Source organism: Zhouia amylolytica, from assembly GCF_900116365.1.
GTDB classification, from domain to species: domain Bacteria; phylum Bacteroidota; class Bacteroidia; order Flavobacteriales; family Flavobacteriaceae; genus Zhouia; species Zhouia amylolytica.
In genome coordinates this window covers 141,081-165,952 of sequence record NZ_FPAG01000004.1, presented here as the reverse complement: position 1 = coordinate 165,952, position 24,872 = coordinate 141,081, and the positions used below count along the sequence as shown (strand labels likewise).

The following is a 24,872-nucleotide window of genomic DNA, read 5'->3' as shown; positions in this document are numbered from 1 at the left end:
AGGTGTGAGAATCCTCTTTAATCTACATTTGTTGTCACCATAGCATAAGTAGGTTAAGTTCATGGTAAGATTTGGGGCAAGAAAGGCAGGATTCATTCCTGCCTTTCTTATTTTTATTCCACTCTGTTGACTATCAAAAAGTTACAACTCGTATTCTTTTAAGACCCCAAAAACACTTTATCTAAAATTTAAGTATTACATCTGTTTTATTTCAACAACCATAGTCTGACATATTAAATTTACATCACCATAGCATAAGTAGGTTAAGTTCATGGTAAGATTTGGGGTATGAAAGGCAAGATTTAAATCTTGCCTTTCTGTTTTTATATCTATTACATTCGACTGAACAAATACTCCAATACAAAACATCTTCTGTAGATTAAAAAATAAAGACCCTTATACTTAAAAGGTTGTACAAGTTCTAAAAAGCCAGGTCTTATTTTAGAATATATTCATTAACGTCGAGTCTAAATTATAAGTATCGAAAATCTAAACCCTCATATTAAATTAAGGGGCAGATAAGTTATAATTACAAAGGAGTATGCGTAACTTTATTCTGATTTTATTTTAACACAAAACAACCTAATACAACAACGAATGAAAAAAGGATTTTTGATCGACATGGATGGTGTTATCTACGGTGGTGATGAGATGATTCCGGGAGCTGATAAATTCATTGCTACCTTACAAAAAGAAAACATTCCTTTTCTTTTTATGACCAACAATAGTCAGCGCACTCCACTTGATACGGTAAACAAAGTAGCTCGTATGGGGATTAAAATAAAGGAAGAAAACGTTTATACCAGTGCAATGGCAACTGCTTCCTTTCTTTCATTTATGAAACCTAATGGTACTGCGTATGTATTGGGAGAAGGCGGACTAACTACCAGCTTGCTTCAAAAAGGGTATACTACAGCCAACTCTAATCCAGATTTCGTTGTGGTCGGCGAAGGAAGAAATTTCACATTGGAAATGGTTAACAACGCGGTAGACATGATACTTTCCGGAGCAAAATTAATTGCCACTAACCTGGATCCTTCACCAAAAAAGAAAGGATGGTCGAATTTAGGCATTAAGGCTGTTGTTGCCATGATTGAAGAAGCTACAGGAAAAAAGGCTTTTTCAGTAGGCAAACCAAGTCCGGTTATGATGCGAGCAGCCCGTAAATATCTCGGATTGGAAGCCAGAGAAACTATTATTATTGGCGATACCATGGATACTGACATTCTCGGAGGAGTCCAATTGGGGTATACAACCATATTGACTTTATCCGGAGTCTCTAAAAGCGATATGCTTGACGACTATGCGTTCAAACCTGACATGATTGTAAATTCTGTAGCAGACATCGACCTGAAAAGCGCTTTAGAATTAAAGCACGGACAATGAGTAACACATTAAAAGGGGTCAGTTTTGGAGAAATTTTATGGGATGTTTTCCCCGATAAAAAGAAAATTGGCGGGGCGCCTCTCAACGTTGCGCTCAGGATGCAATCTTTAGGATGCAACATGAGTATGATAAGTGCTGTTGGTGATGACACAGACGGACAGCGTTTAATTTCATTCTTACAGGAAAACAAGGTTGAAACCCATGAAGTTCAGATCAAGCAAGAATTAGTTACCGGAAGTGTAACGGTAACCTTAGACAAACGAGGCACTGCTTCTTACAGCATCAACCACCCTGCAGCATGGGATAAAATAGTCTTGACAAAAACCAGTAAGGAAACTGTTAAAAATGCTGATGTGATTGTTTTTGGAAGCTTGGTCTGCAGAGACAAAACCTCTAGGGAAACGCTATTAGCCTTGCTGGAAATTGCGCCTTTCAAAGCATTTGATGTCAACTTAAGACCTCCGCATTACAGTTTTGAAATTCTACAAACGCTGATGGAGCAAGCTGACTTTATCAAGTTTAATGACGAAGAGCTTTTGGAGCTTTCTCAGTATATGGGCTCGACCGACACAGAGATCAAAAAGAACATCTTATTCATATCCGAAAAAACAGACACTGCTTCAATTTGTGTCACCAAGGGCTCCGCGGGTGCTGAACTTTATTGGAATGGCACTTTTTATGCTCATCCGGGATACAGTATCGACGTTGTTGACACCGTGGGTGCCGGAGATTCTTTTTTAGGAGCTCTGTTAACGCACCTTCTCAACAATGTCTCTCCAGGAGAATCTCTAGACTACGCATGCGCTATTGGTGCACTTGTAGCTTCCAGACAAGGAGCCAACCCAAAGCTAACATCCTTAGCGATTGAATCGCTCAGAAGAAAATAAAAATGGCGGGAAGATTCCCGCCATTTTTTATTCCTAAACAAGAATTATTATTTGTTTGCTGCGTATAATTCGGCAACTTTATCCCAATTGATCACATTAAAGAAAGACGAGATATAATCAGGTCTTCTGTTCTGGTAGTTCAGATAATATGCATGCTCCCATACATCAAGCCCCAATACAGGGAATCCACCACATCCAATACCAGGCATCAAGGGATTATCCTGGTTTGCTGTAGAGCAAATTTCTACTTTCCCTCCTTTATGAACACAAAGCCATGCCCATCCAGATCCAAATCTAGTCGCTGCAGCATTTGAGAAAGCTTCCTTAAAAGCATCAAACGAACCGAATGCATCATTAATTGCTGATGCCAGTTCACCTGAAGGCTCTCCTCCACCGTTTGGTGACATTACTTCCCAAAATAAGTTATGGTTGTAAAACCCACCACCATTATTTCTTACTGCAGTGTTGTTCATATCCAAACCTGTAAGGATTTCCTCAATAGACTTGCCTGCAAGGTCAGTTCCTTCAACAGCTCCATTTAATTTAGTAGTATATCCGTTGTGATGTTTCGTATGATGAATCTCCATTGTACGTGCATCTATATTTGGTTCCAATGCATCGTATGCATACGGCAACTTAGGTAATTCGAAAGCCATAATTTTATAATTTTTTATAATTAATAATTAGTAAATCAATCTTAGCTCAAAGTTAAGGAATCGAGTATAATTATTCGTTAAGTTCTTATAAAGATTCATTATTTTGCAATAAAATTTTCGCATTGAACGCTACTTCACCACAATTTCTTATTTATAATGCCTCTGCAGGTTCAGGAAAAACCTTCACACTTGTTAAAAACTATCTGAAAATCCTTTTAGGAAGTAATAACACTGATACTTTTAAGCAGGTCTTAGCCATAACCTTTACCAATAAAGCTGTCGCTGAAATGAAGACAAGGGTTGTTAGCAATCTTGAAGAATTTGCTTCCAAAGCATGCCTTGAAGAACCTTCAGATATGTTTACTGCGTTGGCAACAGAGCTTAATCTTGACAACATTACCCTACACACCAGAGCATCAAAAGTATTAGAGCGCATATTACACAATTACGCTTTTTTTGACATTGTAACTATCGACAAATTCAACCATCGATTGCTCAGGACTTTCGCCTTCGATTTAAAGCTCCCTTCTAATTTTGAGGTAGCCCTTGATACTGATATGATCCTTCAACAGGCGGTAGACAATTTAGTTTATCAGGCAGGCAATGAAGAACTCCTTACGAAAACATTGATAGATTTTGCACTTGAAAAAGCGGATGACGATAAGAGTTGGGATATTACCCGTGACCTAAATCAAATTGGCAAACTACTAATGAATGAAGTTCATTTGGAACACATTCACGAACTTGGGGATCGATCTTTAAAGGACTTTGCAGACTTAACCAGGCAGATTAAAAAATTAAGAAACACCCTAAGGGATGAAATCATAAAAAAAGGAGAAGAGGTACTGGCACTACTCCACAAAAATAATTTAGACGCCAGGTGTTTCTCCAGAGGCACTTTATACAATCACTTTAAAAAAATATCACAAGGGGAGTTAGATAAACTATATGAAAATAAGCTGGAGGATTCCCTGTCCGAAAACAAGAGTCTCTATCCAAAGAGCGTTTCAGAGGACATTGCTACCACTATTGACGGTCTGGTTTCCGTTCTTTACGAAACTTTTTTAGCGATCAAAAAACAAGTTTATCATTTAGACTTTTTAGACAATTTTTACAAGAACCTTGTTCCTCTTTCACTCCTTAATGCCATTAACCAGGAACTTGAGAAGTTAAAGGAGCAAGAAAACATACTTCTAATTTCAGATTTTAATGAAATCATCTCCAAAGCCATTGCCAATCAACCGGCTCCTTTCATCTACGAGCGTATAGGTGAAAAATACAAGCACTATTTTGCCGATGAGTTTCAGGATACTTCTGAAATGCAGTGGAAAAACATACAACCATTAATAGCCAATGCACTGGAAAGTGAATCTCTTGCAGGTAAAAAAGGCAGTTTATTAATCGTGGGAGATGCTAAACAGGCCATATACCGATGGAGAGGAGGAAAAGCCGAACAATTTATAGAATTATACAATTGCCACAATCCTTTTCAAGTGGAAAAACAGGTTGAGAATCTACCAAAGAATTACAGAAGCTACACCGAGGTAGTCAACTTTAACAACTCATTCTTCAGGCATGTTTCTCAACATCTGAACAAACCTGAATATCGCGATCTGTTTGAAACTAAAAGTCACCAGGAAACGAACCAAAAAAAAGGAGGGTACGTCAGTCTTACCTTTCTCGAAAAAGAGACCTCGGATAACGAGGCGTACTGCGAGGCCACATTAGAAACCATAAAATCTGTACAGGCCAAGGGTTACAGCCTTAAGGACATTTGTATTCTCACCCGAAAAAAGAAGGAAGGATTGGCTATTGCACATTTTTTAAGTGAACACAACATACCCATTATTTCATCGGAATCTCTTTTATTGAAGAACGACATCAGAATTGATTTTATAATCAATTTAATGCAATTCAGTGTTGTTCCGGAAAATAAGGAAACGCAGGTAAGGCTACTTCATTATCTGGCTCAGAAAAAAGAGGTTTCAAACCAACATGGGTATATTATTGAAGGGCTCAAAGATTTTAATTCATTTTTATCGGGTGAAGGTTTTAGCAGCAATGAATTTTCAGAACTTCCGTTACTCAACGCCATCTCCTATGCCATCAGCAGCTTCAAACTGAACAATTCTTCGGATGCCTATCTGCAGTATTTTCTGGATGTGATTTTAGAATTCAATCAACAAAACAGTGGATCGATAACGGATTTTTTAGCTTATTGGGAGAAGAAAAAAGACGTTTTAAGTATTATTGCCCCTGAAGGATTAAATGCTATTCAGTTAATGACGGTGCACAAATCAAAGGGCCTTGAATTTCCTGTGGTTATTTATCCATTTGCTCACTCAAACATTTACGAAGAAATTGATCCCAAAATTTGGTATCCTTTAAATGAGGATATTTTCGGTATCAAAACAGCCTTGCTCAGTAAGAATAAAAAAATGGCCTCTTACAGCGAATTAGGGGAAGCTTTGTATACTGATGATCACACCAAGCTGGAACTCGATCAATTTAATGTTCTATACGTAGCTTTAACACGTGCTGTTAAAGAGTTGCACATCATTACCCGTAAGGATCTGAGCAGAAATGGCGAGGAATCCTTATCTTATTTCTCCGGTTTGTTCATTAATTTCCTTAAGAGTACCGGAAAATGGTCGGATGAACAGTGTTATTATTCATTTGGAACAACAGATGAAGCTTTGTCGGAAAAGGTCTCGGCAGAAAATAACCATCCTGTGATTCCGTTTAATGTTCACGCCACCTATCAGTCTTCACTGAAACTGGTTACCAAAGCGGGTTCGCTTTGGGAGACGCATCAACAAGAAGCTATTGAAAGAGGAAACCTATACCACAATCTTTTGGCAGAAATAAAATATGCATCACAACTCGAAGAGGTAATTCAAGAAGGCCTGTTAACAGGCATCTTGCGTGAAGAAGAACAAGAGATGGTAAAACATCAATTAAAGAGATTGATGGAGCACCCAATTCTGGAGCCTTATTACTCTCATGAATACACGATCTTAAACGAAAGAGAGATATACACCTCAGATGGAAAATCATTGAGGCCGGACAGGATTGTAATAAAGCATCAAAAGGTCATTTTAATAGATTACAAAACAGGCTCCATGAGCAATCGATATATCAATCAGTTAAACACGTATGCCAATGCCCTAATTTCGATTGGATATGAAGTGGAAAAAAAACTTATAGTATTTATCGATAAGGAGGTAGAAATAATTGAGGTTTAAGTACTGCTTTGGAAAGATGTTAGTATTTTTGTGCCAAGTAAATTAACAACCATTACATTAAACACAGAGATATGTACGGAAAAATTAAAGAACATCTTCAAAACGAACTTCAAGAAATAAAAGATGCCGGACTATACAAAAAAGAAAGAATCATTACCAGTCCACAGGATGCGGTAATTAAGATTTCTACAGGGCAAGAAGTCATCAACTTCTGTGCGAATAATTACTTAGGACTTTCATCACACCCGGAAGTGATACAGGCTGCAAAAGACACTATGGACAGTCATGGGTTTGGTATGTCGTCGGTACGTTTCATTTGTGGAACTCAAGATATACACAAGGACCTCGAGCAAAAAATAGCTGATTTTTACGAAACTGAAGACACTATATTGTATGCTGCGGCATTTGATGCCAACGGTGGCGTATTTGAACCTTTACTAGGTCCGGAAGATGCTATTATTTCAGACTCTTTAAATCATGCTTCCATTATTGACGGTGTTCGTTTATGTAAAGCGAAGCGTTTTCGTTATGAAAACAATAATATGCAAGATCTTGAGGAAAAGCTTAAAGAAGCAAACGCAAGTGGTGCACGTTTCAAAATTATAGTTACGGATGGTGTATTTTCGATGGATGGATTAGTTGCTCCTCTTGATGAAATTTGCGATTTGGCAGACAAATATGATGCCCTTGTAATGATCGATGAGTGTCATGCTGCAGGCTTCATAGGCGAGACCGGAAGGGGAACTTTAGAGGAAAAAGGAGTAATGGGCAGAATTGACATTATAACCGGTACTTTAGGTAAAGCTTTAGGTGGTGCTATGGGTGGATACACAACTGGTAAAAAGGAAATCATCGAGATCCTTCGCCAGCGCTCAAGACCTTATTTATTCTCGAATTCCTTAGCTCCGGCAATTGTTGGTGCCAGCATTAAGGTATTTGACATGCTATCGAACGACACAGAACTTAGAGACAAACTCCAGTGGAATACGGAGTATTTCAAGAAAGGAATGAAAGAAGCGGGTCTTGATATAATTGATGGTGATTCTGCGATTGTTCCTGTAATGCTTTATGACGCCAAACTCTCACAAACCATGGCCGATAAGCTACTAGAAAGAGGAATTTATGTAATTGGATTCTTCTATCCAGTGGTTCCAAAAGACAAAGCAAGAATCAGAGTTCAGCTCTCAGCGGCCCATACAAAAGAGCATCTAGACAAGGCTATTTCTGCGTTCAAAGAGGTAGCAGAAGAACTTGAAATCATCTAATTGATTGTCAGATTTATCACGATGATAACAAAAATTTTATATATTTGTTTTTGTTAAATAAGTTGTAACAACTTACATTTGTCGTTAATTAACACTTAAAATCAAATAATTGAACATGAAACATCTTAGCAAAATTTTAGTTGCTTCTTTACTTTTTGTAGGGTTAAGCAGCGTCCATGCGCAAGACGAAAACAACCCTTGGCAACTTAGTTTTGGTGTGAACGCAGTTGACGTATATCCGACTGGTGAGCCTGGAATGGGTGACTATTTCGACGAATACTTCAACGTAGAAGATCACTGGAACATCTTACCTTCTATTTCTTATGTTGCTGTTTCAAGAAACGTTGGTGGTAAATTCGCTGTCGGTGTACGCGGATCACTTAACAAGATTGATAAGTGGGGAGACATGGAAGTAGACGATCTTTCTTATTACGGGATCGACGGTACTATCAAGTACAACTTCTTTGAAGAAACAAAATTAGATCCATTTGTTGAAGTAGGTGGTGGTTATACTTGGATTGACGAGTTAGGTGCTGGTACACTTAACGGAGGTCTAGGTCTTAACTTCTGGTTTACTGAAAACTTAGGATTAACAGCTCAGTCTTCTTACAAGCATTCATTTGAAGACAGACTAACACCACATTTCCAGCACATGGTAGGTATCTCTATCAAATTTGGTGGAACTGATTCTGACGGTGACGGTATCTACGACAAGGATGATGCTTGTCCTGAAGTTGCTGGTTTAGAAGCATTCAACGGTTGTCCTGATTCTGACGGTGACGGTATCGAAGATTCTAAAGATGCTTGTCCTAACGAGGCAGGTCCTGCTGAATTAAACGGTTGTCCTGATTCTGACGGTGACGGTGTAGCTGATAAAGATGATGCTTGTCCTAACACAGCAGGTCTTAAAGAATTAAACGGTTGTCCAGACAGAGACGGTGACGGTGTAGCAGACAAAGATGATCAGTGTCCAGATGTTGCTGGTCCTGCTTCTACTAACGGTTGTCCTGACAGAGACGGTGACGGTGTATTAGACAAAGACGACAGATGTCCTGATACTGCTGGTACTGTAGCTAACCAAGGTTGTCCTGAAGTTACTGAAGCTGTACAAAAAGCTTTAAATGACTACGCTAAAACAATCTTATTCGACACTGGTAAATCAACTATCAAGGCTGAGTCTGAAAAAGTTCTTAACGATATCATCGATATCCTTAAGGAATATCCAAACTCTAAGTTCCACATTGAAGGACACACTGATAGCACTGGTAGCGACGCTCTTAACATGAGATTATCTAAAGAAAGAGCTAACGCTGTTGAGTCTTACCTAGAGTCAAATGGTATCTCTGCTGACAGATTAACTTCTGAAGGTTATGGAGAGACTAAGCCAATTGCTTCTAACTCTACAAGAGACGGAAGACGTCAAAACAGAAGAGTTGAAATTAACTTAGACAAGAACTAATTTCACAACAAATTATATTTCACAAAAAACGCTCCGAAATTCGGAGCGTTTTTTATTTTTACCCTTATGGTAAAATCCTTCATCGCTGAAATTGCTTCAGAAATAATAAACACGAATACGACTTTAGAAAATGTAGTCTGCATATTACCCAGTAAGAGAGCAGGAACATTTCTTAAAAACGAATTATTAGCTCGCACTTCTAAAACTCAATTTTCTCCGGAGATCACTTCGATAGAAAACTTTATTGAAGAACTTGCCAGCATTAAGCTCAGTTCTAACCTAACGGTCTTATTCGAATTTTATGAGGTATACAAACAGCTTCAACCAATAGAAGAACATGAAAATTTTTACACCTTTAGTAAATGGGCACAAATCGCTCTTCAGGATTTTAATGAAATAGACCGCTATCTCATAGATTCTGAAAAGATATTCGGTTATCTTTCATCTATTAAAGAGCTCAATCACTGGACACTCGACAAAGAGAAAACAGTCCTGCAAAAGCAATATTTAAAATTCTGGGATCAATTAGGTGCGTACTATGAAGCGCTACATAACAGACTCAAGAAAAATCAAATCGGTTACCAAGGGTTTGTTTACAGGGAGGCTATTGAAAACCTGGAACATTTTATTCAAAACAACCTTCAAAAGAAGTTTTACTTCATTGGCTTTAATGCCTTAAACAATGCTGAATCTCTAATATTTCAAGAGTTTTTATCTACCGCAGACACTGAAGTTTTCTGGGATATCGACCAAAGCTTCATCGATAATAAAGAGCACGACGCAGGTTTGTTCATCAGAAGATACCTAAAGTCCTGGAAACATTTTAATACCCATCCTCTTAAGTACCCTTCAAGTCATTTTTTAGAAGAGAAAAACATCAATATTATCGGGGTTCCTAAAAATATTGGACAAGCTAATTACGTTGGAGGTATTTTAGAAAATCTACATAATACTCAGGGCCATCTTAAGAGCACTGCGGTGGTTATGGGAAATGAATCCCTACTTACCCCTATACTGAATGCTCTGCCTGCATCTGTAACCGAAGCAAATATCACCAGTGGATTACCATTGGAGGAAACACCTATAGCCTCTTTTTTTTACAGTGTATTAAACATTATTGAAAAAGAAGATGGATCTAAATGGTACTTCAAAGATGTACTGAATTTGTTTTCAAACGCTGTTACCAGACATCTGTTTAAAGATGAAAACATAGAAAAAACTACAAGTTTTATTCACCAGCAGAACCTAGTCTATATAAGTTCAGATCAACTTTATGATCTTATTTCCGAGGAGGAACACCAGGCCCTATCCAATATTTTTATTTCGAAATCAACTTCGTCTATTGATAAGGTCATCAATAAACTGACTGATTTATGCTTAATTCTTAAGAAATCATATACGGAACTCGAAGAGCGAAACACTATTTATCTTGAATACCTATATCGCTTTTATGCCCTGTTTAACCAATTAAAGGTTTTAAATAAAGATTACAACACCATTAATGACATCCGTTCGTTAAAAGGTATATACAATGAGTTATTAGTAAAGGAATCTATCGATTTTCAGGGTGAACCTCTGCAAGGTTTACAAATTATGGGAGTACTGGAAAGTCGTAATCTCGATTTTGAAACGGTAATTATAAGTTCAGTCAACGAGGGAATTTTACCATCAGGTAAAAGCAATAATTCTTTTTTACCGTTCGATATTAAAGTAGCCTTTGGTCTTCCTACATACAAAGAGAAAGATGCTATATACACTTATCACTTTTACCGACTTTTACAGCGGGCCGAAAACGTTTATCTCTTATACAATACTGAACCTGATGTTTTGGAAGGTGGCGAAAAGAGCAGATTCCTGCTTCAATTAGCACTATTGGGTCAAGAAAAGCACCACATTAATGAAGTTATTGCGAGCCCGTTAGTTGAAAAGAAAAGTTTAAAACTATTGGAAATCAAGAAGAACAATTTATTAATTGATGACCTCAAAGCTGTTGCAGCCAAAGGCTTCTCCCCTTCCTCATTAACCAATTACGTACGTAATCCGATAGATTTTTATAATCAAACGATCCTGGGCATAAAAGAACTGGAAGAAGTGGAGGAAACTGTTGCTGCCAATACCTTAGGCACCATTGTTCACAATACCCTCGAAACCCTATACAAACCTCTTGAGGGCAGCTATCTTACTTTAGCACATCTGGAAAGCATGGAAAAAGAAATAGATGGCACCATCACCGCCTTTTTCGACAAAGAATATAAGGGAGGTGATTATAGCAGAGGTAAGAATTTAATCAGTTATCATATTGCCAAAAGATATGTAGCGAATTTTATAGCGTTCGAAAAGACTCGATTAGCATCCGGACAACAAATAAAGATCTTAGCTAATGAAATTTATTTCAAGACCGCTATCACCATTGATGGGTTAAATTTCCCTATTCACCTTAAGGGGATCGTGGACCGTGTTGAAGAAGTTGATGGGGTTATTAATATCATTGACTACAAGACTGGAAAAGTAACTCAGCGTGATCTGGAAATTGTAGAATGGAGTAACCTAACCGACGATTACAAATACAGTAAAGCCTTTCAGGTACTGTGTTATGCTTATATGATGAGTAAAAAGAACGGGGATGCCAAGGAGATGCAAGCTGGTATTATTTCTTTCAAGAACTTAAACGAAGGCGTTCTAAAATTCACTAAAAAAGATAAACCTGGCAGAGGTGCTGTCAAACAACACCTCATCACCAGTGAATTTTTGACTGCTTTTGAAATTCAATTAAAAGCATTAATCATAGAGCTCTTCAATGAAGAAGAATCCTTTCTTGAAAAAGAGGTCTGATCTATTTTTTGTCTGGTCTGGAAGGCCTTACCTCTATTTTACTTGGTAAGGTACGTGGATGCATTGTTAGCAGATCCACTACCAGTTTACCGATATCTTCCGGTTGAATTTTCCATGCGTCTTTATCGCCCGGTTCGTTATTATTGAAATGAGAGGCGACAGAACCCGGCATAATAGTACTTACCTTTATATCATAAGGTCTTAAATCGAGCATTACTGCCTGAGTGAAGCCAACTACTCCAAATTTAGTTGCATTATAACCTGCGGCTGTTGGGAAAAAATTTGTTCCGGCAAGGCTTGCCAGGGTTATATAATAACCTTTTGACTCCTTTAAGGCGTCTACCGAAGCTTTAAGGGTATGAAAAACTCCATTCAAATTCGTGTCGATCATTTGATTCCACTTATCGACTTCAAGTTCATCAATTGGCGCAAAATGACCTACACCCGCATTAGCAAGTACTACATCCAACTGCCCGAACTTGTCAAGGATAGCCTTTACAGCCATATTTTCATCATCGAGTTTGGTTACATCTGAAGCTATTCCAAGAACCCTGCTATCATCTTCTGTTAAACTTGCCGCTGCTTTTTGGGCATCTTCTAAATTACGTCCGGAAATTGCCACACGCATTCCTGAATGCAGTAACACTTCAGCTATACCATAGCCTATTCCTTTTGTTCCTCCGGTGATATACACCACTTTATCTACTAAACTCATAATTATATCAATTTTTTATAAATATAAAATCCTTTTTATGGAGAAGAAAACCTGATCGGTTATAGTTTTGTTAAACACCCCAAGACCGATTCTATTATTTCAGATATCAGACTCCTCTTTTTACTTAAGCATTATTTTTTCTGCACGTTTTTCAATTTCCTGAAGCAGGTTTGCATATCCAGGCTGATTGGGAAATGAGGCGACCAACTTTTGAGCAATGGTACGTGCTAGTCCTATTTGTTTTAACTCGAGTGCTCCAATCGCTTTAACATATAATAAATCGGCATTTTCGGGCGCATGTTGTAATGCTTCATCAATTACCTCCATTGAATGCGTATAATTTCCTTGTTGTTGTAATTTGAGGGCATAATTATAGAAAGCTCGAAGATTAAAAGGTTCCCTTTCACAGGCTTGTGCCAAGTACTTTAATGCTGCATCATTTTTTCCCAGCTCATTAAATAGCAATCCGAGCATATAATAAGGATAGCTATTTTCCGGTTCTTGTTCTATAATTTTAGCATATAACCGGGCTGCTTTTTTGGCTGCCCCGTTTTGATAATACAGGAAAGCCAAATTTACTCTTGCATTATTATTATAATTATCGAGCTGAATAGCCCGTTCATAAGCTTCTATAGCATCTTCGACTTCATTTTTAAGATATTTATATTCAGCTATCTGCTCTTGCCCGGTCGAGAAATCTGAATTCATTTCCAGAAAGGCTAAAAACTCTTTATGAGCCGATTCAAACTTTTGGGAATTTACCCTTTCGTGACCATAAACTCCAATAAATTTTGCACTTGAGATACGCACAACCCGCACTGTATCATTTAAAAGTTTTTCTATAGTATTCACCACACTGGTATCTCCGAATTTGGTATAGGAGACGACGGCTTCATTTCTTACCAAGGCTGAAGAGTCGCTTAAAAACTTCTTTAACTGTTTTACCTCAGCTTCAGACAACGACATATTCGTATAATTTCTCAGTGCAGTTGCTCTGGCAATTTCAGGAAATGCCGGATTATTAAGCAAGTAATAAAACGCTTCTTTATTTCCTGAGTATCCAGCGAGCAGGTAATCTGAAAAATGAGCTTTATCCGACATTGCCTTATCGGTTCCCCATGAGTGTAACGCATTAACCGCCCATTCGGCGCTTTTATCATTATGGCAAGAATTACATGCATTGGGAGTGCCATAGGCTACTGATTGATCAGGTCGCGGAATACGAAAGCTATGGTCTCTTCTAAAATCATTCCCCATGTACACTTTGCCTGTCATGTGACAATTTATACATTCCGAACCCGGTGTTCCATTTGCATGATTATGATGGGCTTCCGAATTGTATTTTGGTTCATGACAACTAAGGCATAACGCATTTCCCTGTTTTTTTAATTTTAATGAATGCACATCATGGCAATCTTTACACGATATGCCGTTATGATACATTTTACTTTGCTTAAAAGACCCATAAACATACACCTCATCATTAATCTGTCCATCACCCTCATACAGTGGCGGTGTTAATAAAGCCTCCAAGTAATGATCTTTAAAACCTTCATGATGTTTATAGTCTTTCGTGAGCTGTGTACGGCGCGAGTGGCAACGCGCGCAGCGATCTACCAGCTCAACGGAACTTTCGTCTCCATTCATAAAGAGTTTTTGAGGGCTTTCTTTTGCCAATCCTTGTTTGTAGAAATTAACATGATCGGCAGCAGGACCATGGCAAGCTTCACAACTTACATTAATTTGTTTAAAGCTTGTTTTATAAACATCTGTATTCGGATTGTAATTTTTATGCAGATCGGTCGAATGACAATCGGCACAGGCTGTATTCCATCGCATTCCTCCCCCTGTCCAATGAATCCACTCATCAGTAGCTATCGTTAAATCGGGATACAGGTTAAACCATTTGTTTTTGACACTATCCCAGGCAATGGTCAGACATTGGAATTTCCCATTATCAAGCGCTACGATGTATTGTTGTAATGGAGTAACTCCGAAGGTATATTTTACTTTATAATCGTGAATTAAATTATCTGGTCCTGTAATTTGCACATAGTAGTCAGAACCTTTCTTGAAAAAATTTGCCTTGCCTCCATTATACTCAAAAGCTATATTATTGAAATTGCCCAAAACACTCACAGAATCCGCTACTTTCATAGCCTGATCATGGTGAGATCCTTTCCAGGAATCATACTCTTTTTGGTGACATGAAATACAGGCCTGATCACCTACGAATTCTGCGTTGACAGCGACATGATCAGACTCCTTTACATTAATATAAGCATCTTTCTTGCATGCACTTAATAGCAATAGCAGCAAAAAACTAAAGGTTAAACCAATTTTTGATAACATGATAATTATTTATGTTTACAAACCAGTCTACCTGACAACCTTTAATTACACAATAAAGATATTTTAAATTGTCTGTATAAACCCCATGAACAGAGATTTATTTTGGAAGAAATCATCTATTATTTCGTATTGAAGCAACCATATGAAAAGAACTTCATCTAGAAAGAAACAGGCTGTAATAAATGAAACATTTACTAACCTTAACGTTAATAGGATTCATCCTTTTAAGTTGTTCTAATGATGATAATGACAACAGCAATTCAAATGGCTGTGATCGCAAAACTGTAATAAGCTCTGAACAGTACACCAGCGCTCCTTCAGACAAGTTAACCATAAACAGTTTAGCCATAGAAGGCAATTGTTTGAAAATTAATTTTAGTTCAGGAGGATGCAGTGGAGAATCGTGGGAATTAAAACTCATTGATTCCGGAGTTGTTTTAGAATCAAATCCCCCACAAAGAAATTTAAGATTATCACTCAAGAATGAAGAACTCTGCGAAGCATATATCACTAAAGAATTAACCTTTGATATCACAAACCTACAAGTAGATGGCAACCGTGTTCAACTGAACATTACAAATTCCGGTGAGGGTGTGTTATATGAGTATTAAAATCTAAATTAATTAAAGGCTAAAAAAACAAAACCCTTGCAAATACTGTATTTACAAGGGTTTTTAATTTAGTGGAGAAGATGGGAGTCGAACCCACGACCTTTTGACTGCCAGTCAAACGCTCTAGCCAGCTGAGCTACATCCCCAGAATTTTAAAGGTCAAAAATAAATTATTTTTAGAGAATTTGATAATAAACTTTCATTTTATTTAATTCGAACCCTCAACCTACTCTAATTCTAACTTATGATTATTTCAAGTGCACAAAAAAACGAAATCGATGCATTACTGAAGCTCACAAAGGCTTGTGCTGCTTTTATGCAAAAGAAGGGCATCTATCAATGGAATGAAAGTTATCCTTCCAGAGCCGCCTTTGAAACGGACATTGATCATGACGAGCTTTACACATTAAAAGTCGAGGGGCAGATTGCAGGCTGTATTGTTATATCAACTATCATGGATGACGTTTATGAACCTATTACCTGGTTGACCCCGAACGACCAGGACCATATTTACATTCACCGGCTTGCTATACATCCTGACCTACAAGGACGAGGCTATGCTCAATCGCTTATGGACTATGCGGAAGGTTATGCCATAGATAATGGTTATATCTCTATAAGATTAGACACCTTCAGCAAGAATCTCCGTAACCAAAAATTTTACGAACTTCGCGGCTACAAACGCTTAGGGGAAGTCTTTTTTCCAAAGCAGAGTGAGCATCCATTTTATTGTTACGAGAAAGTATTGCATTGAAACATAAAATCTCTTTTAAGGAAATTAACAAACTGGCCATCCCTGCTATCATTGCAGGTATTGCAGAACCACTGATATCGTTAACTGATATAGGAGTTATTGGAAATGTAGACGAAAATCCGGTTGAGGCTCTGGCTGCGGCGGGTATCGTGGGGTCCTTTTTATCTGCCATTATTTGGATCGTAGCCCAAACCAAAACTGCAATATCCTCTATTGTTTCACAACATCTGGGCGCTAACCGATTGCATGCTGTTAAAACGTTAGTACCACAGGCTATTCTATTCAATTTTTTGTTCAGCCTGGCCATCTATGCATCAACGGCCTGGTTTGCAACGGCTATTTTTAAAATATACAATGCCGATGGTCTTATATTAAATTATGCTGCCGAATACTACAAGATCAGGGCACTGGGCTATCCGTTAACCCTCGTTACATTTGCGATTTTTGGAGTATTCAGAGGGCTTCAGAACACGCTTTGGGCCATGAAGTGCAGCTTAACAGGAGCTTTATTGAATGTTCTACTGGATTATGCATTAGTTTATGGTATTGAAGGTCTTATTCCTGCTATGCATTTAAAGGGCGCTGCTATTGCCAGTGTGATCTCACAGTTGGTTATGCTTCTAATGGCCTTTTATTTCTTTTTTACCAAGACGCCATTTGGATTAAAAGTAAAAAGAAGCATAAACCCCAGAATGAAGGATCTTCTCATAATGAGCGCTAATTTATTTGTACGAACCGCTGCTTTAAACTTTGCCATTTATTTAGCTAATGCCTATGCTACCGATTATGGTAAAAATTATATTGCTGCTCAAAGTATTTTAATGAACATTTGGTTATTCTTTTCCTTTTTTATCGATGGTTATGCGAATGCGGGCAATGCCATTTCGGGAAAACTGTTAGGAGCTAAAGACTATAAAAAACTCTGGAAGCTCAGTAAAGATATTAGCTTATACTCAACGATCATTGCAGTTCTTCTCATGATCATTTGTGGGGTATTCTATGATCAGATCGGATTGATTTTTAACAAAGAGACATCGGTACTCACTTTATTTTCTTCGGTATTTTGGATTGTTCTTTTAATGCAGCCTATCAATGCCATTGCTTTTATGTTTGACGGAATGTTTAAGGGAATGGGAGAAGCGGCTTATTTGAGAAATGTACTTTTAGCTGCCACTTTTCTTGGGTTTTGGCCAACCTTATTGATTGCAGATCATTTTGATCTTGAACTCTATGCCATCTGGATTTCCTTTGTTGTATGGATGTTGATCAGGAGCATAACTTTGGTGGTTAAGTTTCGAAGAAAATATTTAAAAGCCGTAACTTAGTGCACACACTAAAACGACCAAGATGACCACAGAAAGAATGAATGGAAGTTTATATACCCAGATCGAAAGTAAAGTTGCCACGATTGAATTCGGACATCCTGCAAGCAACGCATTTCCCTCTGAACTTTTGGACAGACTTACGAATGAAATAAACTCTTTATCACAAAACAATGCTGTTCATATTATCGTTTTGAAGAGTGAAGGAGAGAAAGCTTTTTGTGCAGGAGCCTCATTCAATGAACTTGTGGCCATAAAAACCCTGGAAGAGGGAAAAAGATTCTTTAGTGGTTTTGCCAATGTAATCAATGCAATGCGAACTTGTGGCAAGATTATTATCGGAAGGATACACGGAAAGGCTGTTGGTGGGGGTGTCGGTTTAATTGCTGCTTGTGATTATGCGATGGCTACAGAAGCTGCTTCAATTAAGCTTTCTGAGCTTACCATAGGTATCGGACCTTTTGTAATCGCTCCAGCGGTGGAACGTAAGATCGGTGTTTCAGGTTTAGGAGAACTTACGCTTGCAGCAGAAGAATGGAAAAGCGCTTATTGGGCCAAGGAGAAAGGTCTTTATGCGCGCGTTTTTGATTCTGTAAAAGACCTGGATAAGGAAATAGCAATTCTTTCACATAAATTAGCCTCTTACAACCCTGCAGGATTAAAAGAAATGAAGGCTGTACTTTGGGAGGGTACTGAAAACTGGGACACTCTTCTTAGTGATCGTGCTGCTACCTCAGGAAAACTAGTCCTTTCGGAATTCACCAAACAAGCTTTAGTAAAGTTTAAAAAATAAGACATGGTTAATTTATTATTACTACAAGTAGATATTGAAAAAAAACTTCAGGATGCTCCAGATAGTGCTTATTCCATAGGAGTTTTTATTGGAAACATGTTGCCTTTTGTGGTATTGGTGGTAATTGCCTATCTTATATACAGGTATCAAAAAAAGAAAAACGGCTAAAAAGCCGTTTCTCTAAGTAATAATTATTTATCTCCCTATTCAACCAACTCTCCGCTGCTTACCGCATCAGAAATATTGGCTTTTACCGTTTTATATCTATTGTAGAATTTAGTTCCATCAGTTCTCTCTAATGTAACAATTACATCGCCATCTGCTTCGGTTGTAATTTCAGTTACCTGTACGCGATTCCCTTCCACGCTTTTATAATCAGGCGTACCTCCTTTTTTAAGAATGATATTTCTTTTAGGAAATTGAAGGTGTTGGTATTCATGAGCTGATGCTTCTGAAATGATAAAAGTATCTCCAACTTTAACATCTTGCCATTCCTTTTCATTTTCGTTTGCATAAACGCCTACTGCAAACCCTAAAAACAGAAGAATTATTATTTTTCTCATCATTTTTTGTTTATTTAATAATATTAACCCTTATAAATTAACAAAAACAAAATTATCAATTAGAAGTCATTATTAAAAGTACTTTAACTCAATATTAGAATTTAGCTTTCAAATTACTACACAAGGTTACTATTGTCCATAGCATATCGATGATTTAATCCAATGAATAAAACAGCTCAGTTCTCGTTTGAATTATCAAAAGCTCTGAAGCGCATAAAATTCATTTACGGCATTGCAGAGATCCAATCATTTTCCCAGTCTTTCCAGACGGGTTCGATGTTTTGGCTTTTAAGCATTTGGGAAATGGTTTCGGTACTTCGTTCATCTGAAATTTCAAACTGTTCCAAGGATTGTTTATCTATTGTATAACCTCCCGGATTGGTTTTCGATTCAGCACTCATTGATGTTATACCTAATTGCACTATATGATCTCTGAACACTTCCCTTTCTCTGGTAGAAATTGAGAGTTCGACGTCTTCATCCAATAATCTGTAGGCACATATTAGCTGAACCAAATCGGTATCGGTCATTTCTACTTTGGGTTCCAATCCGCCACTGAATGGGCGTAGACGCGGAAAGGAAATAGAGTACTTAGTTTTCCAATAGGTCTTCTGTAAATATTTAAGGTGCAAGGCGGTAAAAAAGCAATCTGCACGCCAATCTTCCAAGCCGAACAGCGCTCCTAATCCTATTTTATGCATTCCTGCTTTCCCAAGTCTGTCGGGGGTTTCTAAACGGTAATCGAAATTAGACTTCTTCCCTTTGGGGTGGTGCTTTTTATATTCTTCACGATGATAGGTTTCCTGGTAAACCAATACGGCATACAGGCCATTAGAGGCCAGCAATTCATATTCATTCTGATCAAGAGGTTGTACCTCTATAGAAATATTGGAGAACTGTGAACGTATGAGTTGAATTGCATTGTTTAGATAATCAACTCCAACGGTTCTGTTGGCTTCTCCTGTTACCAATAATATATGATCGTAACCTTTAGCTTTTAAAAATGCCGCCTCCTTTAAAATTTCTTCATCTGTAAGGGTACGACGTGGAATCTTATTGGTAAGGCTAAATCCGCAATAGGTGCAAATATTCTGGCATTCATTGCTCAGGTACATTGGCGCATACATCTGCATGGTATTCCCAAAACGCTTTTTGGTAATCAGGCTACTAAGCTGAGCCATTTCTTCCAAATAGGGTTTTGCCGCCGGTGAGATCAAAGCTTTAAAATCTTCTAAGGTTCTTTTTTTTGAATTCAGGGCATGCTGCACATCTACGGCCGTTTTACCGAGAATGCTTTGCATAGTGTCGTCCCAGTCGAATTGACTCAATGTATCTTTGAAACTACTCATAAAGAAAACTGGTTAGGGGGCTACTGGCAATTGCTTTTTTATCTTCAACAGGGGCCAGCCTGGCATTATAGGCCATTCTACCGGCAATAACAGCCATTTTAAAGGCTTCTCCCATAGCTATTGGGTTTTGCGACACTGCAATGGCTGTATTTACCAATACAGCATCCGCCCCTAATTCCATAGCTTCTGCGGCATGAGAAGGAGCTCCAATACCAGCATCCACAACAACTGGCACCTTGCTTTGTTCTATAATGATCTCCAGGAAGTCACGTGTTTTTAATCCTTTATTCGTACCAATCGGAGCTCCCAAAGGCATTACACATTGAGCACCTACTTCTTCCAGTCTTTTGCACAATACCGGATCGGCATGGATATAAGGCATTACTACGAACCCAAGGCTAACCAGTTCTTCAGCCGCTTTAAGTGTTTCTACGGGATCTGGCAGTAAGTATTTAGGATCTGGATGAATTTCGAGTTTAATCCAATTGGTCTCGAGTGCTTCTCTGGCTAATTGCGCTGCAAAGACAGCTTCCTTAGCATTTCTGACTCCGGAAGTATTAGGCAAAAGATTTATACGATTATCTCTTAAATGAAAAAGCATATCATCCTGATCATCTTTAACATCAACCCGCTTTAAAGCTACTGTAACCAACTCACTTTCGGATGCAACAATTGCTTGTTTCATTAATTCAGAAGCACTGAATTTTCCGGTTCCGGTAAACAATCGAGAATTAAATTCTTTATCGGCAATTTTTAATATGTCGTTCTTCATTCTTTAAAACTTTTTTTAATTGAGGTCATAAATCCTTAGAAATTCCTTCAACCAAGCCTTAGACCTGACTATAGGTGTTTCTAAAATTTTCGATTACTTCATCTATATTATTCGTGTTTGTTAAAGCCCCGGATATTGCTATACCATGCACACCTGTATGGTGCAGGTGAATGACGTCTTCAGGTTGGATTCCTCCAATTCCGATTATAGGCAAATTGACTTCACGATTTACTAAATCCCTAACAATGGATTGATATCCTTCGATTCCCAATACAGGGCTCAAGTTTTCTTTAGTCGTTGTAAAGCGATAAGGTCCGAGACCAATATAATCAACCCCGACCTGGCTTAATCGTATACAATCATCAAGGGTATTTGCGGTTCCTCCTATAATCTTATCAGAACCTAAGATCTGCCTGGCCTGTTCCGGATGCATATCCTCTTTCCCCAGGTGTACTCCATCCGCCTGAATATCCTGTGCTACCTGAACATTATCATTAATAATGAGTTTAACCTGGTAAGCATCACAGATTCCTTTTGCCAAAACTGCAGTTTCAGCATATAATTCATCCGACACCTTCTTTAATCGTAATTGCACCCAATCAACTCCCCCTTTACACACTTCTTTTATATTCAACAAGTGTTCGGCGGGGGTACCTCCTTGTGATATATATTGTATTTTTGAAATACTCTTCATAGTTCCTTTTTTAATTAAAGGGTTTGAATCTCCTGTTCCTGTTTTTCGATTCAAAATACATTTCATTTTCCTCCCTACTCCATCCTGAATTTTTTATCATCAGACATCTTGAAAGCTATATTTTGACTTAATATTTTTAAAAGATGCTACCGGATCTTCTGATTGCCATATTGCTCCTAAAACTGCGGCTCCGTGGTATCCCAGATCAACAAGCTTTTCCATGTTATCATATGATATTCCTCCGAGTCCAACCACTTTTTCGTTCAGCTGCTTTACCCGAAACCCTCTCCCTTCATATGCTTCTTTGGAGATGGAATTAAAAACGGGACTTAAGAGGGCATAATCGAACCAATGGTTTTGTTGCATTAATTTTGACAAATCATGAAAGGAGGTACTTACCGTAAATTGTTCTCTTTTAAACTCCAAGAGGTAATCAGGGAGTTGCGTAGTTAAACCTTCTCGAAATCCTTCCTTTAAATGAACACCCTTTAATCCAAAACTTTTACAGAGGTGATGGTGCTCATGTAAGACCACCTTGTTGAGATACTCCTGCTCAATACCTTTCAATAGCGCTATGTATTGTTTTTCATCATAACCGGGTTTGCGGAGATGCAAATATTGGAGTCCGGCAGCGAACATTTCGTTCAACTGCCGGCACTCGCTCATCATTGCATTTTCTGGTGTTATGACTATTAACATTGGTTTTGTTGTTATTTGATGTCGACTCCTCTTCCTATGGATTCCACAACTAGTACGGAATGACAGGTGGAATGGTATATTACAAATAAACCTCGCTTCCCTTTTCTTTAAACTCTTCTGACTTCTTTTTCATCCCTTCTTCTAAAGCCTTCTCGTCTTCCAAACCATGTTCTTTAGCATAATTTCTAACATCTTGTGTGATCTTCATCGAACAAAAGTTAGGTCCGCACATTGAACAGAAATGTGCAACTTTTGCATTTTCTGAAGGAAGGGTTTCATCGTGATATTCACGTGCTGTATCAGGATCGAGTGCCAGATTGAACTGATCTTCCCATCTAAATTCGAAACGGGCTTTACTCATAGCGTCGTCTCTATGCTGTGCTCCCGGGTGTCCTTTTGCAAGGTCTGCTGCGTGGGCTGCAATTTTATAGGTAATAACTCCTTCTTTAACATCTGCTTTATTTGGCAATCCGAGGTGTTCTTTCGGGGTTACATAGCAAAGCATAGCACATCCGTACCATCCAATCATAGCAGCTCCGATTCCACTGGTAATATGATCGTATCCCGGAGCAATATCAGTAGTTAGTGGTCCGAGGGTGTAGAATGGCGCTTCTCCGCACTCATTCAGTTGTTTATCCATATTTTCCTTGATCATATGCATCGGAATGTGTCCGGGGCCCTCAATAATCGTTTGTACATCGTGCTTCCATGCTATTTTAGTTAGTTCACCCAAAGTTTCCAATTCAGCAAACTGTGCATAATCGTTAGCGTCGGCTATACTTCCCGGACGTAGTCCATCTCCCAAAGAAAAAGAAACGTCGTAGGCTTTCATAATCTCGCAAATCTCTTCGAAGTGGGTATATAAAAAGTTTTCTTTATGATGTGCCAGACACCATTTTGCCATGATAGATCCTCCTCTGGATACAATTCCTGTAACGCGTTTTGCAGTATGAGGCACATAGCGTAAACGCACTCCGGCATGGATTGTAAAATAATCAACTCCCTGCTCTGCCTGTTCTATTAGTGTATCTCTGAATATCTCCCAGGTAAGATCTTCTGCCTTCCCATTTACTTTTTCTAAAGCCTGATAGATTGGAACCGTTCCGATTGGCACCGGAGAATTTCTAAGGATCCATTCTCGTGTCTCGTGAATATTTTTCCCTGTAGAGAGGTCCATTATGGTATCTGCTCCCCATCGGCATGCCCAAACTGCTTTTTCTACTTCTTCTTCAATCGAAGAGGTAACCGCTGAGTTCCCTATATTGGCATTGATCTTTACCAAAAAGTTACGTCCGATAATCATCGGTTCACTTTCAGGGTGGTTTATATTGCACGGGATCACTGCGCGTCCGCTGGCTACCTCATCTCTTACGAACTCAGGAGTAATTACAGGAGGGATACTGGCCCCAAAGGAATTTCCCGGGTGTTGTTTTGTAATGGCTTTAATTTCCTGTAGCTTCTGATTTTCTCTTATGGCTATATACTCCATTTCAGGGGTTATAATTCCCTTTTTCGCATAATGCATTTGGGTAACATTCTGCCCGTTCTTCGCCTTAAGAGGATTTTTCAGATGCTTGAAACGAAGCTCATCCAGCTTTTCATTGTTCAAACGTTCATTCCCATAAGCTGAAGTTAAACCCGATAATTGTTCTACATCTCCTCGTTTTGTAATCCACTCTTCTCTTATTGGCTCCAGTCCTTTTTTAACATCGATAGTTACCTCCGGATCGGTATAGGGTCCTGAAGTGTCATATACCAATACAGGTTCATTTGGTTCTTTGGTGCCATTAAACTTGTCTACGGTATCGCTCAATGCGATTTCACGCATGGGTACTTTTATGTCTGGATAGAGAGATCCATTTACGTATACCTTTCTCGAATTTGGAAAAGGAGCTCTTGAAATTGCCTGTTTACCTGGTGTTTTGTCTTTTTTCATATACCTAATATTGTTGTGTTGTTATTAATTGAAGGAATGAAGTTATCATCCTCCCTGAGTTGCTTTAATAATTAAAATGTTTTGATTTTCCCGGAGGCAGGTGGTGTCCCATTCAGATTTGGGTACCACATTGTTGGCGAGGGCTATGGCAATGCCGTCGTCTGACATGTTTAATTGCTCGATTAACTGATTAAGATTGCTCTCTTCCGGAACTTGAATTGTCTCACTGTTTACGTTTACTGTAATCATTTTTAAATGCTTTTTTACAATAAACTTTAGGAGAACCGTCAATACAGGCTGTATCAACACAACAGAAAACAATACTTCGACAGAAGTTTGTTTTAAGACATGAAGCGTTCTAACTTTTCCCTTCGCCAGTATTAACCGGATCAGGTTCCAAGGGTCATCATCTCAGCCGACAAAGTCAGCACCCCTAAAGTTTCAGGTTCAAAGGTATAGAATAATATCTGGAACTTAAAAGAACTCTTGGGTTTTAAGCCTATTCTTTTTGTGTTTCCATAGAGAAAGGAGGTTAAGCAAGGGATAGGAGACTCCGCAACAAGTGCGGAATGAAAGGGGATG

Annotated in this window: 21 protein-coding genes, 1 tRNA gene and 1 riboswitch; of the genes, 11 read left to right on the top strand and 11 right to left on the bottom strand. The window is 38.4% G+C overall.

What is annotated here, in order from left to right; translation table 11 throughout:
- Positions 1–597 precede the first annotated feature (597 nt).
- Together BM361_RS07660 and BM361_RS07655 are read left to right on the top strand one after the other, a co-directional pair.
- Complete coding sequence (locus tag BM361_RS07660; RefSeq protein WP_038267578.1) at positions 598–1,386, top strand: HAD-IIA family hydrolase; 789 nt, start codon at positions 598–600, stop codon at positions 1,384–1,386.
- Positions 1,383–2,273, top strand: a complete 891-nt coding sequence (locus BM361_RS07655; protein WP_074978013.1) for a carbohydrate kinase family protein — start codon at positions 1,383–1,385, stop codon at positions 2,271–2,273. Before BM361_RS07660 ends, BM361_RS07655 begins: the two co-directional genes overlap by 4 nt.
- A gap of 47 nt (positions 2,274–2,320) precedes the next feature.
- On the opposite strand, the gene BM361_RS07650 is transcribed toward BM361_RS07655, so the two are convergent.
- A complete protein-coding gene (locus BM361_RS07650; RefSeq protein ID WP_038267584.1) occupies positions 2,321–2,929 on the bottom strand; it encodes a superoxide dismutase in 609 nt (202 codons plus the stop codon).
- Positions 2,930–3,051: 122 nt separating this feature from the next.
- Here BM361_RS07650 and BM361_RS07645 point away from each other — a divergent pair, with 122 nt between their 5' ends.
- From BM361_RS07645 to BM361_RS07630, 4 genes are all read left to right on the top strand, one after another.
- On the top strand, positions 3,052–6,174 hold the full coding sequence (locus tag BM361_RS07645) for a UvrD-helicase domain-containing protein (protein ID WP_074978011.1): 3,123 nt from the start codon (positions 3,052–3,054) through the stop codon (positions 6,172–6,174).
- A gap of 71 nt (positions 6,175–6,245) precedes the next feature.
- Positions 6,246–7,439, top strand: coding sequence for a glycine C-acetyltransferase (gene kbl, locus BM361_RS07640; protein ID WP_074978010.1), 1,194 nt, complete (start codon positions 6,246–6,248; stop codon positions 7,437–7,439).
- A gap of 115 nt (positions 7,440–7,554) precedes the next feature.
- Positions 7,555–8,898, top strand: coding sequence for an OmpA family protein (locus BM361_RS07635; protein WP_038267591.1), 1,344 nt, complete (start codon positions 7,555–7,557; stop codon positions 8,896–8,898).
- A 66-nt stretch (positions 8,899–8,964) separates the two neighbouring features.
- Entirely contained in the window at positions 8,965–11,730 is a 2,766-nt protein-coding gene (locus tag BM361_RS07630) for a PD-(D/E)XK nuclease family protein (protein ID WP_074978008.1), read from the top strand.
- A gap of 1 nt (position 11,731) precedes the next feature.
- Here the strand turns inward: BM361_RS07630 and BM361_RS07625 are convergent, their stop codons facing one another.
- Positions 11,732–12,445: an SDR family oxidoreductase gene (locus BM361_RS07625; RefSeq protein ID WP_038267596.1), complete on the bottom strand. Its 714-nt coding sequence runs from the start codon at positions 12,443–12,445 to the stop codon at positions 11,732–11,734.
- A gap of 120 nt (positions 12,446–12,565) precedes the next feature.
- On the bottom strand, positions 12,566–14,797 hold the full coding sequence (locus BM361_RS07620) for a tetratricopeptide repeat protein (protein WP_074978006.1): 2,232 nt from the start codon (positions 14,795–14,797) through the stop codon (positions 12,566–12,568).
- A 182-nt stretch (positions 14,798–14,979) separates the two neighbouring features.
- Between BM361_RS07620 and BM361_RS07615 the strand changes: the two genes are divergently transcribed.
- Positions 14,980–15,408: a hypothetical protein gene (locus BM361_RS07615; RefSeq protein ID WP_074978004.1), complete on the top strand. Its 429-nt coding sequence runs from the start codon at positions 14,980–14,982 to the stop codon at positions 15,406–15,408.
- A 72-nt stretch (positions 15,409–15,480) separates the two neighbouring features.
- Here the strand turns inward: BM361_RS07615 and BM361_RS07610 are convergent.
- Positions 15,481–15,554, bottom strand: a tRNA-Ala gene (locus tag BM361_RS07610).
- 101 nt (positions 15,555–15,655) lie between these two features.
- Here BM361_RS07610 and BM361_RS07605 point away from each other — a divergent pair.
- From BM361_RS07605 to BM361_RS16960, 4 genes are read left to right on the top strand one after another with little or no spacing between them, the layout of a single operon-like run.
- Positions 15,656–16,162, top strand: a complete 507-nt coding sequence (locus BM361_RS07605; protein ID WP_074978256.1) for a GNAT family N-acetyltransferase — start codon at positions 15,656–15,658, stop codon at positions 16,160–16,162.
- Positions 16,159–17,487 (top strand): MATE family efflux transporter, encoded by a 1,329-nt coding sequence (locus BM361_RS07600; protein WP_074978002.1) that lies wholly within the window; start codon positions 16,159–16,161, stop codon positions 17,485–17,487. The genes BM361_RS07605 and BM361_RS07600 overlap by 4 nt, the downstream gene beginning before the upstream one ends.
- Before the next feature lie 22 nt (positions 17,488–17,509).
- Positions 17,510–18,277, top strand: coding sequence for an enoyl-CoA hydratase/isomerase family protein (locus BM361_RS07595; RefSeq protein WP_074978001.1), 768 nt, complete (start codon positions 17,510–17,512; stop codon positions 18,275–18,277).
- Positions 18,278–18,280: 3 nt separating this feature from the next.
- Positions 18,281–18,445 (top strand): hypothetical protein, encoded by a 165-nt coding sequence (locus BM361_RS16960; protein ID WP_175496554.1) that lies wholly within the window; start codon positions 18,281–18,283, stop codon positions 18,443–18,445.
- 35 nt (positions 18,446–18,480) lie between these two features.
- On the opposite strand, the gene BM361_RS07590 is transcribed toward BM361_RS16960, so the two are convergent.
- The 7 genes from BM361_RS07590 to thiS form a co-directional block, all read right to left on the bottom strand.
- Positions 18,481–18,843, bottom strand: coding sequence for a hypothetical protein (locus BM361_RS07590; RefSeq protein ID WP_139226649.1), 363 nt, complete (start codon positions 18,841–18,843; stop codon positions 18,481–18,483).
- 221 nt (positions 18,844–19,064) lie between these two features.
- Positions 19,065–20,189 (bottom strand): 2-iminoacetate synthase ThiH, encoded by a 1,125-nt coding sequence (gene thiH / locus BM361_RS07585; protein WP_074977999.1) that lies wholly within the window; start codon positions 20,187–20,189, stop codon positions 19,065–19,067.
- The gene (locus BM361_RS07580; RefSeq protein ID WP_038267611.1) at positions 20,182–20,961 is read right to left on the bottom strand and encodes a thiazole synthase; all 780 of its coding nucleotides are present in this window, start codon (positions 20,959–20,961) and stop codon (positions 20,182–20,184) included. The genes thiH and BM361_RS07580 overlap by 8 nt, the downstream gene beginning before the upstream one ends.
- 58 nt (positions 20,962–21,019) lie before the next feature.
- A complete protein-coding gene (locus BM361_RS07575) occupies positions 21,020–21,655 on the bottom strand; it encodes a thiamine phosphate synthase (RefSeq protein ID WP_074978254.1) in 636 nt (211 codons plus the stop codon).
- A 99-nt stretch (positions 21,656–21,754) separates the two neighbouring features.
- On the bottom strand, positions 21,755–22,354 hold the full coding sequence (locus BM361_RS07570) for a thiamine phosphate synthase (protein WP_074977998.1): 600 nt from the start codon (positions 22,352–22,354) through the stop codon (positions 21,755–21,757).
- Between the two features lie 79 nt (positions 22,355–22,433).
- Positions 22,434–24,290, bottom strand: a complete 1,857-nt coding sequence (gene thiC, locus BM361_RS07565) for a phosphomethylpyrimidine synthase ThiC (RefSeq protein WP_074977996.1) — start codon at positions 24,288–24,290, stop codon at positions 22,434–22,436.
- Between the two features lie 45 nt (positions 24,291–24,335).
- Positions 24,336–24,539 (bottom strand): sulfur carrier protein ThiS, encoded by a 204-nt coding sequence (gene thiS / locus BM361_RS07560; protein WP_051413556.1) that lies wholly within the window; start codon positions 24,537–24,539, stop codon positions 24,336–24,338.
- A 100-nt stretch (positions 24,540–24,639) separates the two neighbouring features.
- A riboswitch (TPP riboswitch) is annotated at positions 24,640–24,735 on the bottom strand.
- Positions 24,736–24,872: the final 137 nt, after the last annotated feature.

What these genes read in the sequence shown, in the direction of transcription:
- BM361_RS07630 (WP_074978008.1), top strand. Translation starts at nt 8,965, where the DNA reads ATGGTAAAATCCTTCATCGCTGAAATTGCTTCAGAAATAATAAACACG.
- thiS (WP_051413556.1), bottom strand. Translation starts at nt 24,539, where the DNA reads ATGATTACAGTAAACGTAAACAGTGAGACAATTCAAGTTCCGGAAGAG.
- BM361_RS07660 (WP_038267578.1), top strand. Translation starts at nt 598, where the DNA reads ATGAAAAAAGGATTTTTGATCGACATGGATGGTGTTATCTACGGTGGT.
- BM361_RS07625 (WP_038267596.1), bottom strand. Translation starts at nt 12,445, where the DNA reads ATGAGTTTAGTAGATAAAGTGGTGTATATCACCGGAGGAACAAAAGGA.
- thiC (WP_074977996.1), bottom strand. Translation starts at nt 24,290, where the DNA reads ATGAAAAAAGACAAAACACCAGGTAAACAGGCAATTTCAAGAGCTCCT.
- BM361_RS07570 (WP_074977998.1), bottom strand. Translation starts at nt 22,354, where the DNA reads ATGTTAATAGTCATAACACCAGAAAATGCAATGATGAGCGAGTGCCGG.
- BM361_RS07575 (WP_074978254.1), bottom strand. Translation starts at nt 21,655, where the DNA reads ATGAAGAGTATTTCAAAAATACAATATATATCACAAGGAGGTACCCCC.
- BM361_RS07615 (WP_074978004.1), top strand. Translation starts at nt 14,980, where the DNA reads ATGAAACATTTACTAACCTTAACGTTAATAGGATTCATCCTTTTAAGT.
- BM361_RS07590 (WP_139226649.1), bottom strand. Translation starts at nt 18,843, where the DNA reads ATGATGAGAAAAATAATAATTCTTCTGTTTTTAGGGTTTGCAGTAGGC.
- BM361_RS07580 (WP_038267611.1), bottom strand. Translation starts at nt 20,961, where the DNA reads ATGAAGAACGACATATTAAAAATTGCCGATAAAGAATTTAATTCTCGA.
- BM361_RS07595 (WP_074978001.1), top strand. Translation starts at nt 17,510, where the DNA reads ATGACCACAGAAAGAATGAATGGAAGTTTATATACCCAGATCGAAAGT.
- BM361_RS07635 (WP_038267591.1), top strand. Translation starts at nt 7,555, where the DNA reads ATGAAACATCTTAGCAAAATTTTAGTTGCTTCTTTACTTTTTGTAGGG.
- BM361_RS07620 (WP_074978006.1), bottom strand. Translation starts at nt 14,797, where the DNA reads ATGTTATCAAAAATTGGTTTAACCTTTAGTTTTTTGCTGCTATTGCTA.
- thiH (WP_074977999.1), bottom strand. Translation starts at nt 20,189, where the DNA reads ATGAGTAGTTTCAAAGATACATTGAGTCAATTCGACTGGGACGACACT.
- BM361_RS16960 (WP_175496554.1), top strand. Translation starts at nt 18,281, where the DNA reads ATGGTTAATTTATTATTACTACAAGTAGATATTGAAAAAAAACTTCAG.
- kbl (WP_074978010.1), top strand. Translation starts at nt 6,246, where the DNA reads ATGTACGGAAAAATTAAAGAACATCTTCAAAACGAACTTCAAGAAATA.
- BM361_RS07650 (WP_038267584.1), bottom strand. Translation starts at nt 2,929, where the DNA reads ATGGCTTTCGAATTACCTAAGTTGCCGTATGCATACGATGCATTGGAA.
- BM361_RS07655 (WP_074978013.1), top strand. Translation starts at nt 1,383, where the DNA reads ATGAGTAACACATTAAAAGGGGTCAGTTTTGGAGAAATTTTATGGGAT.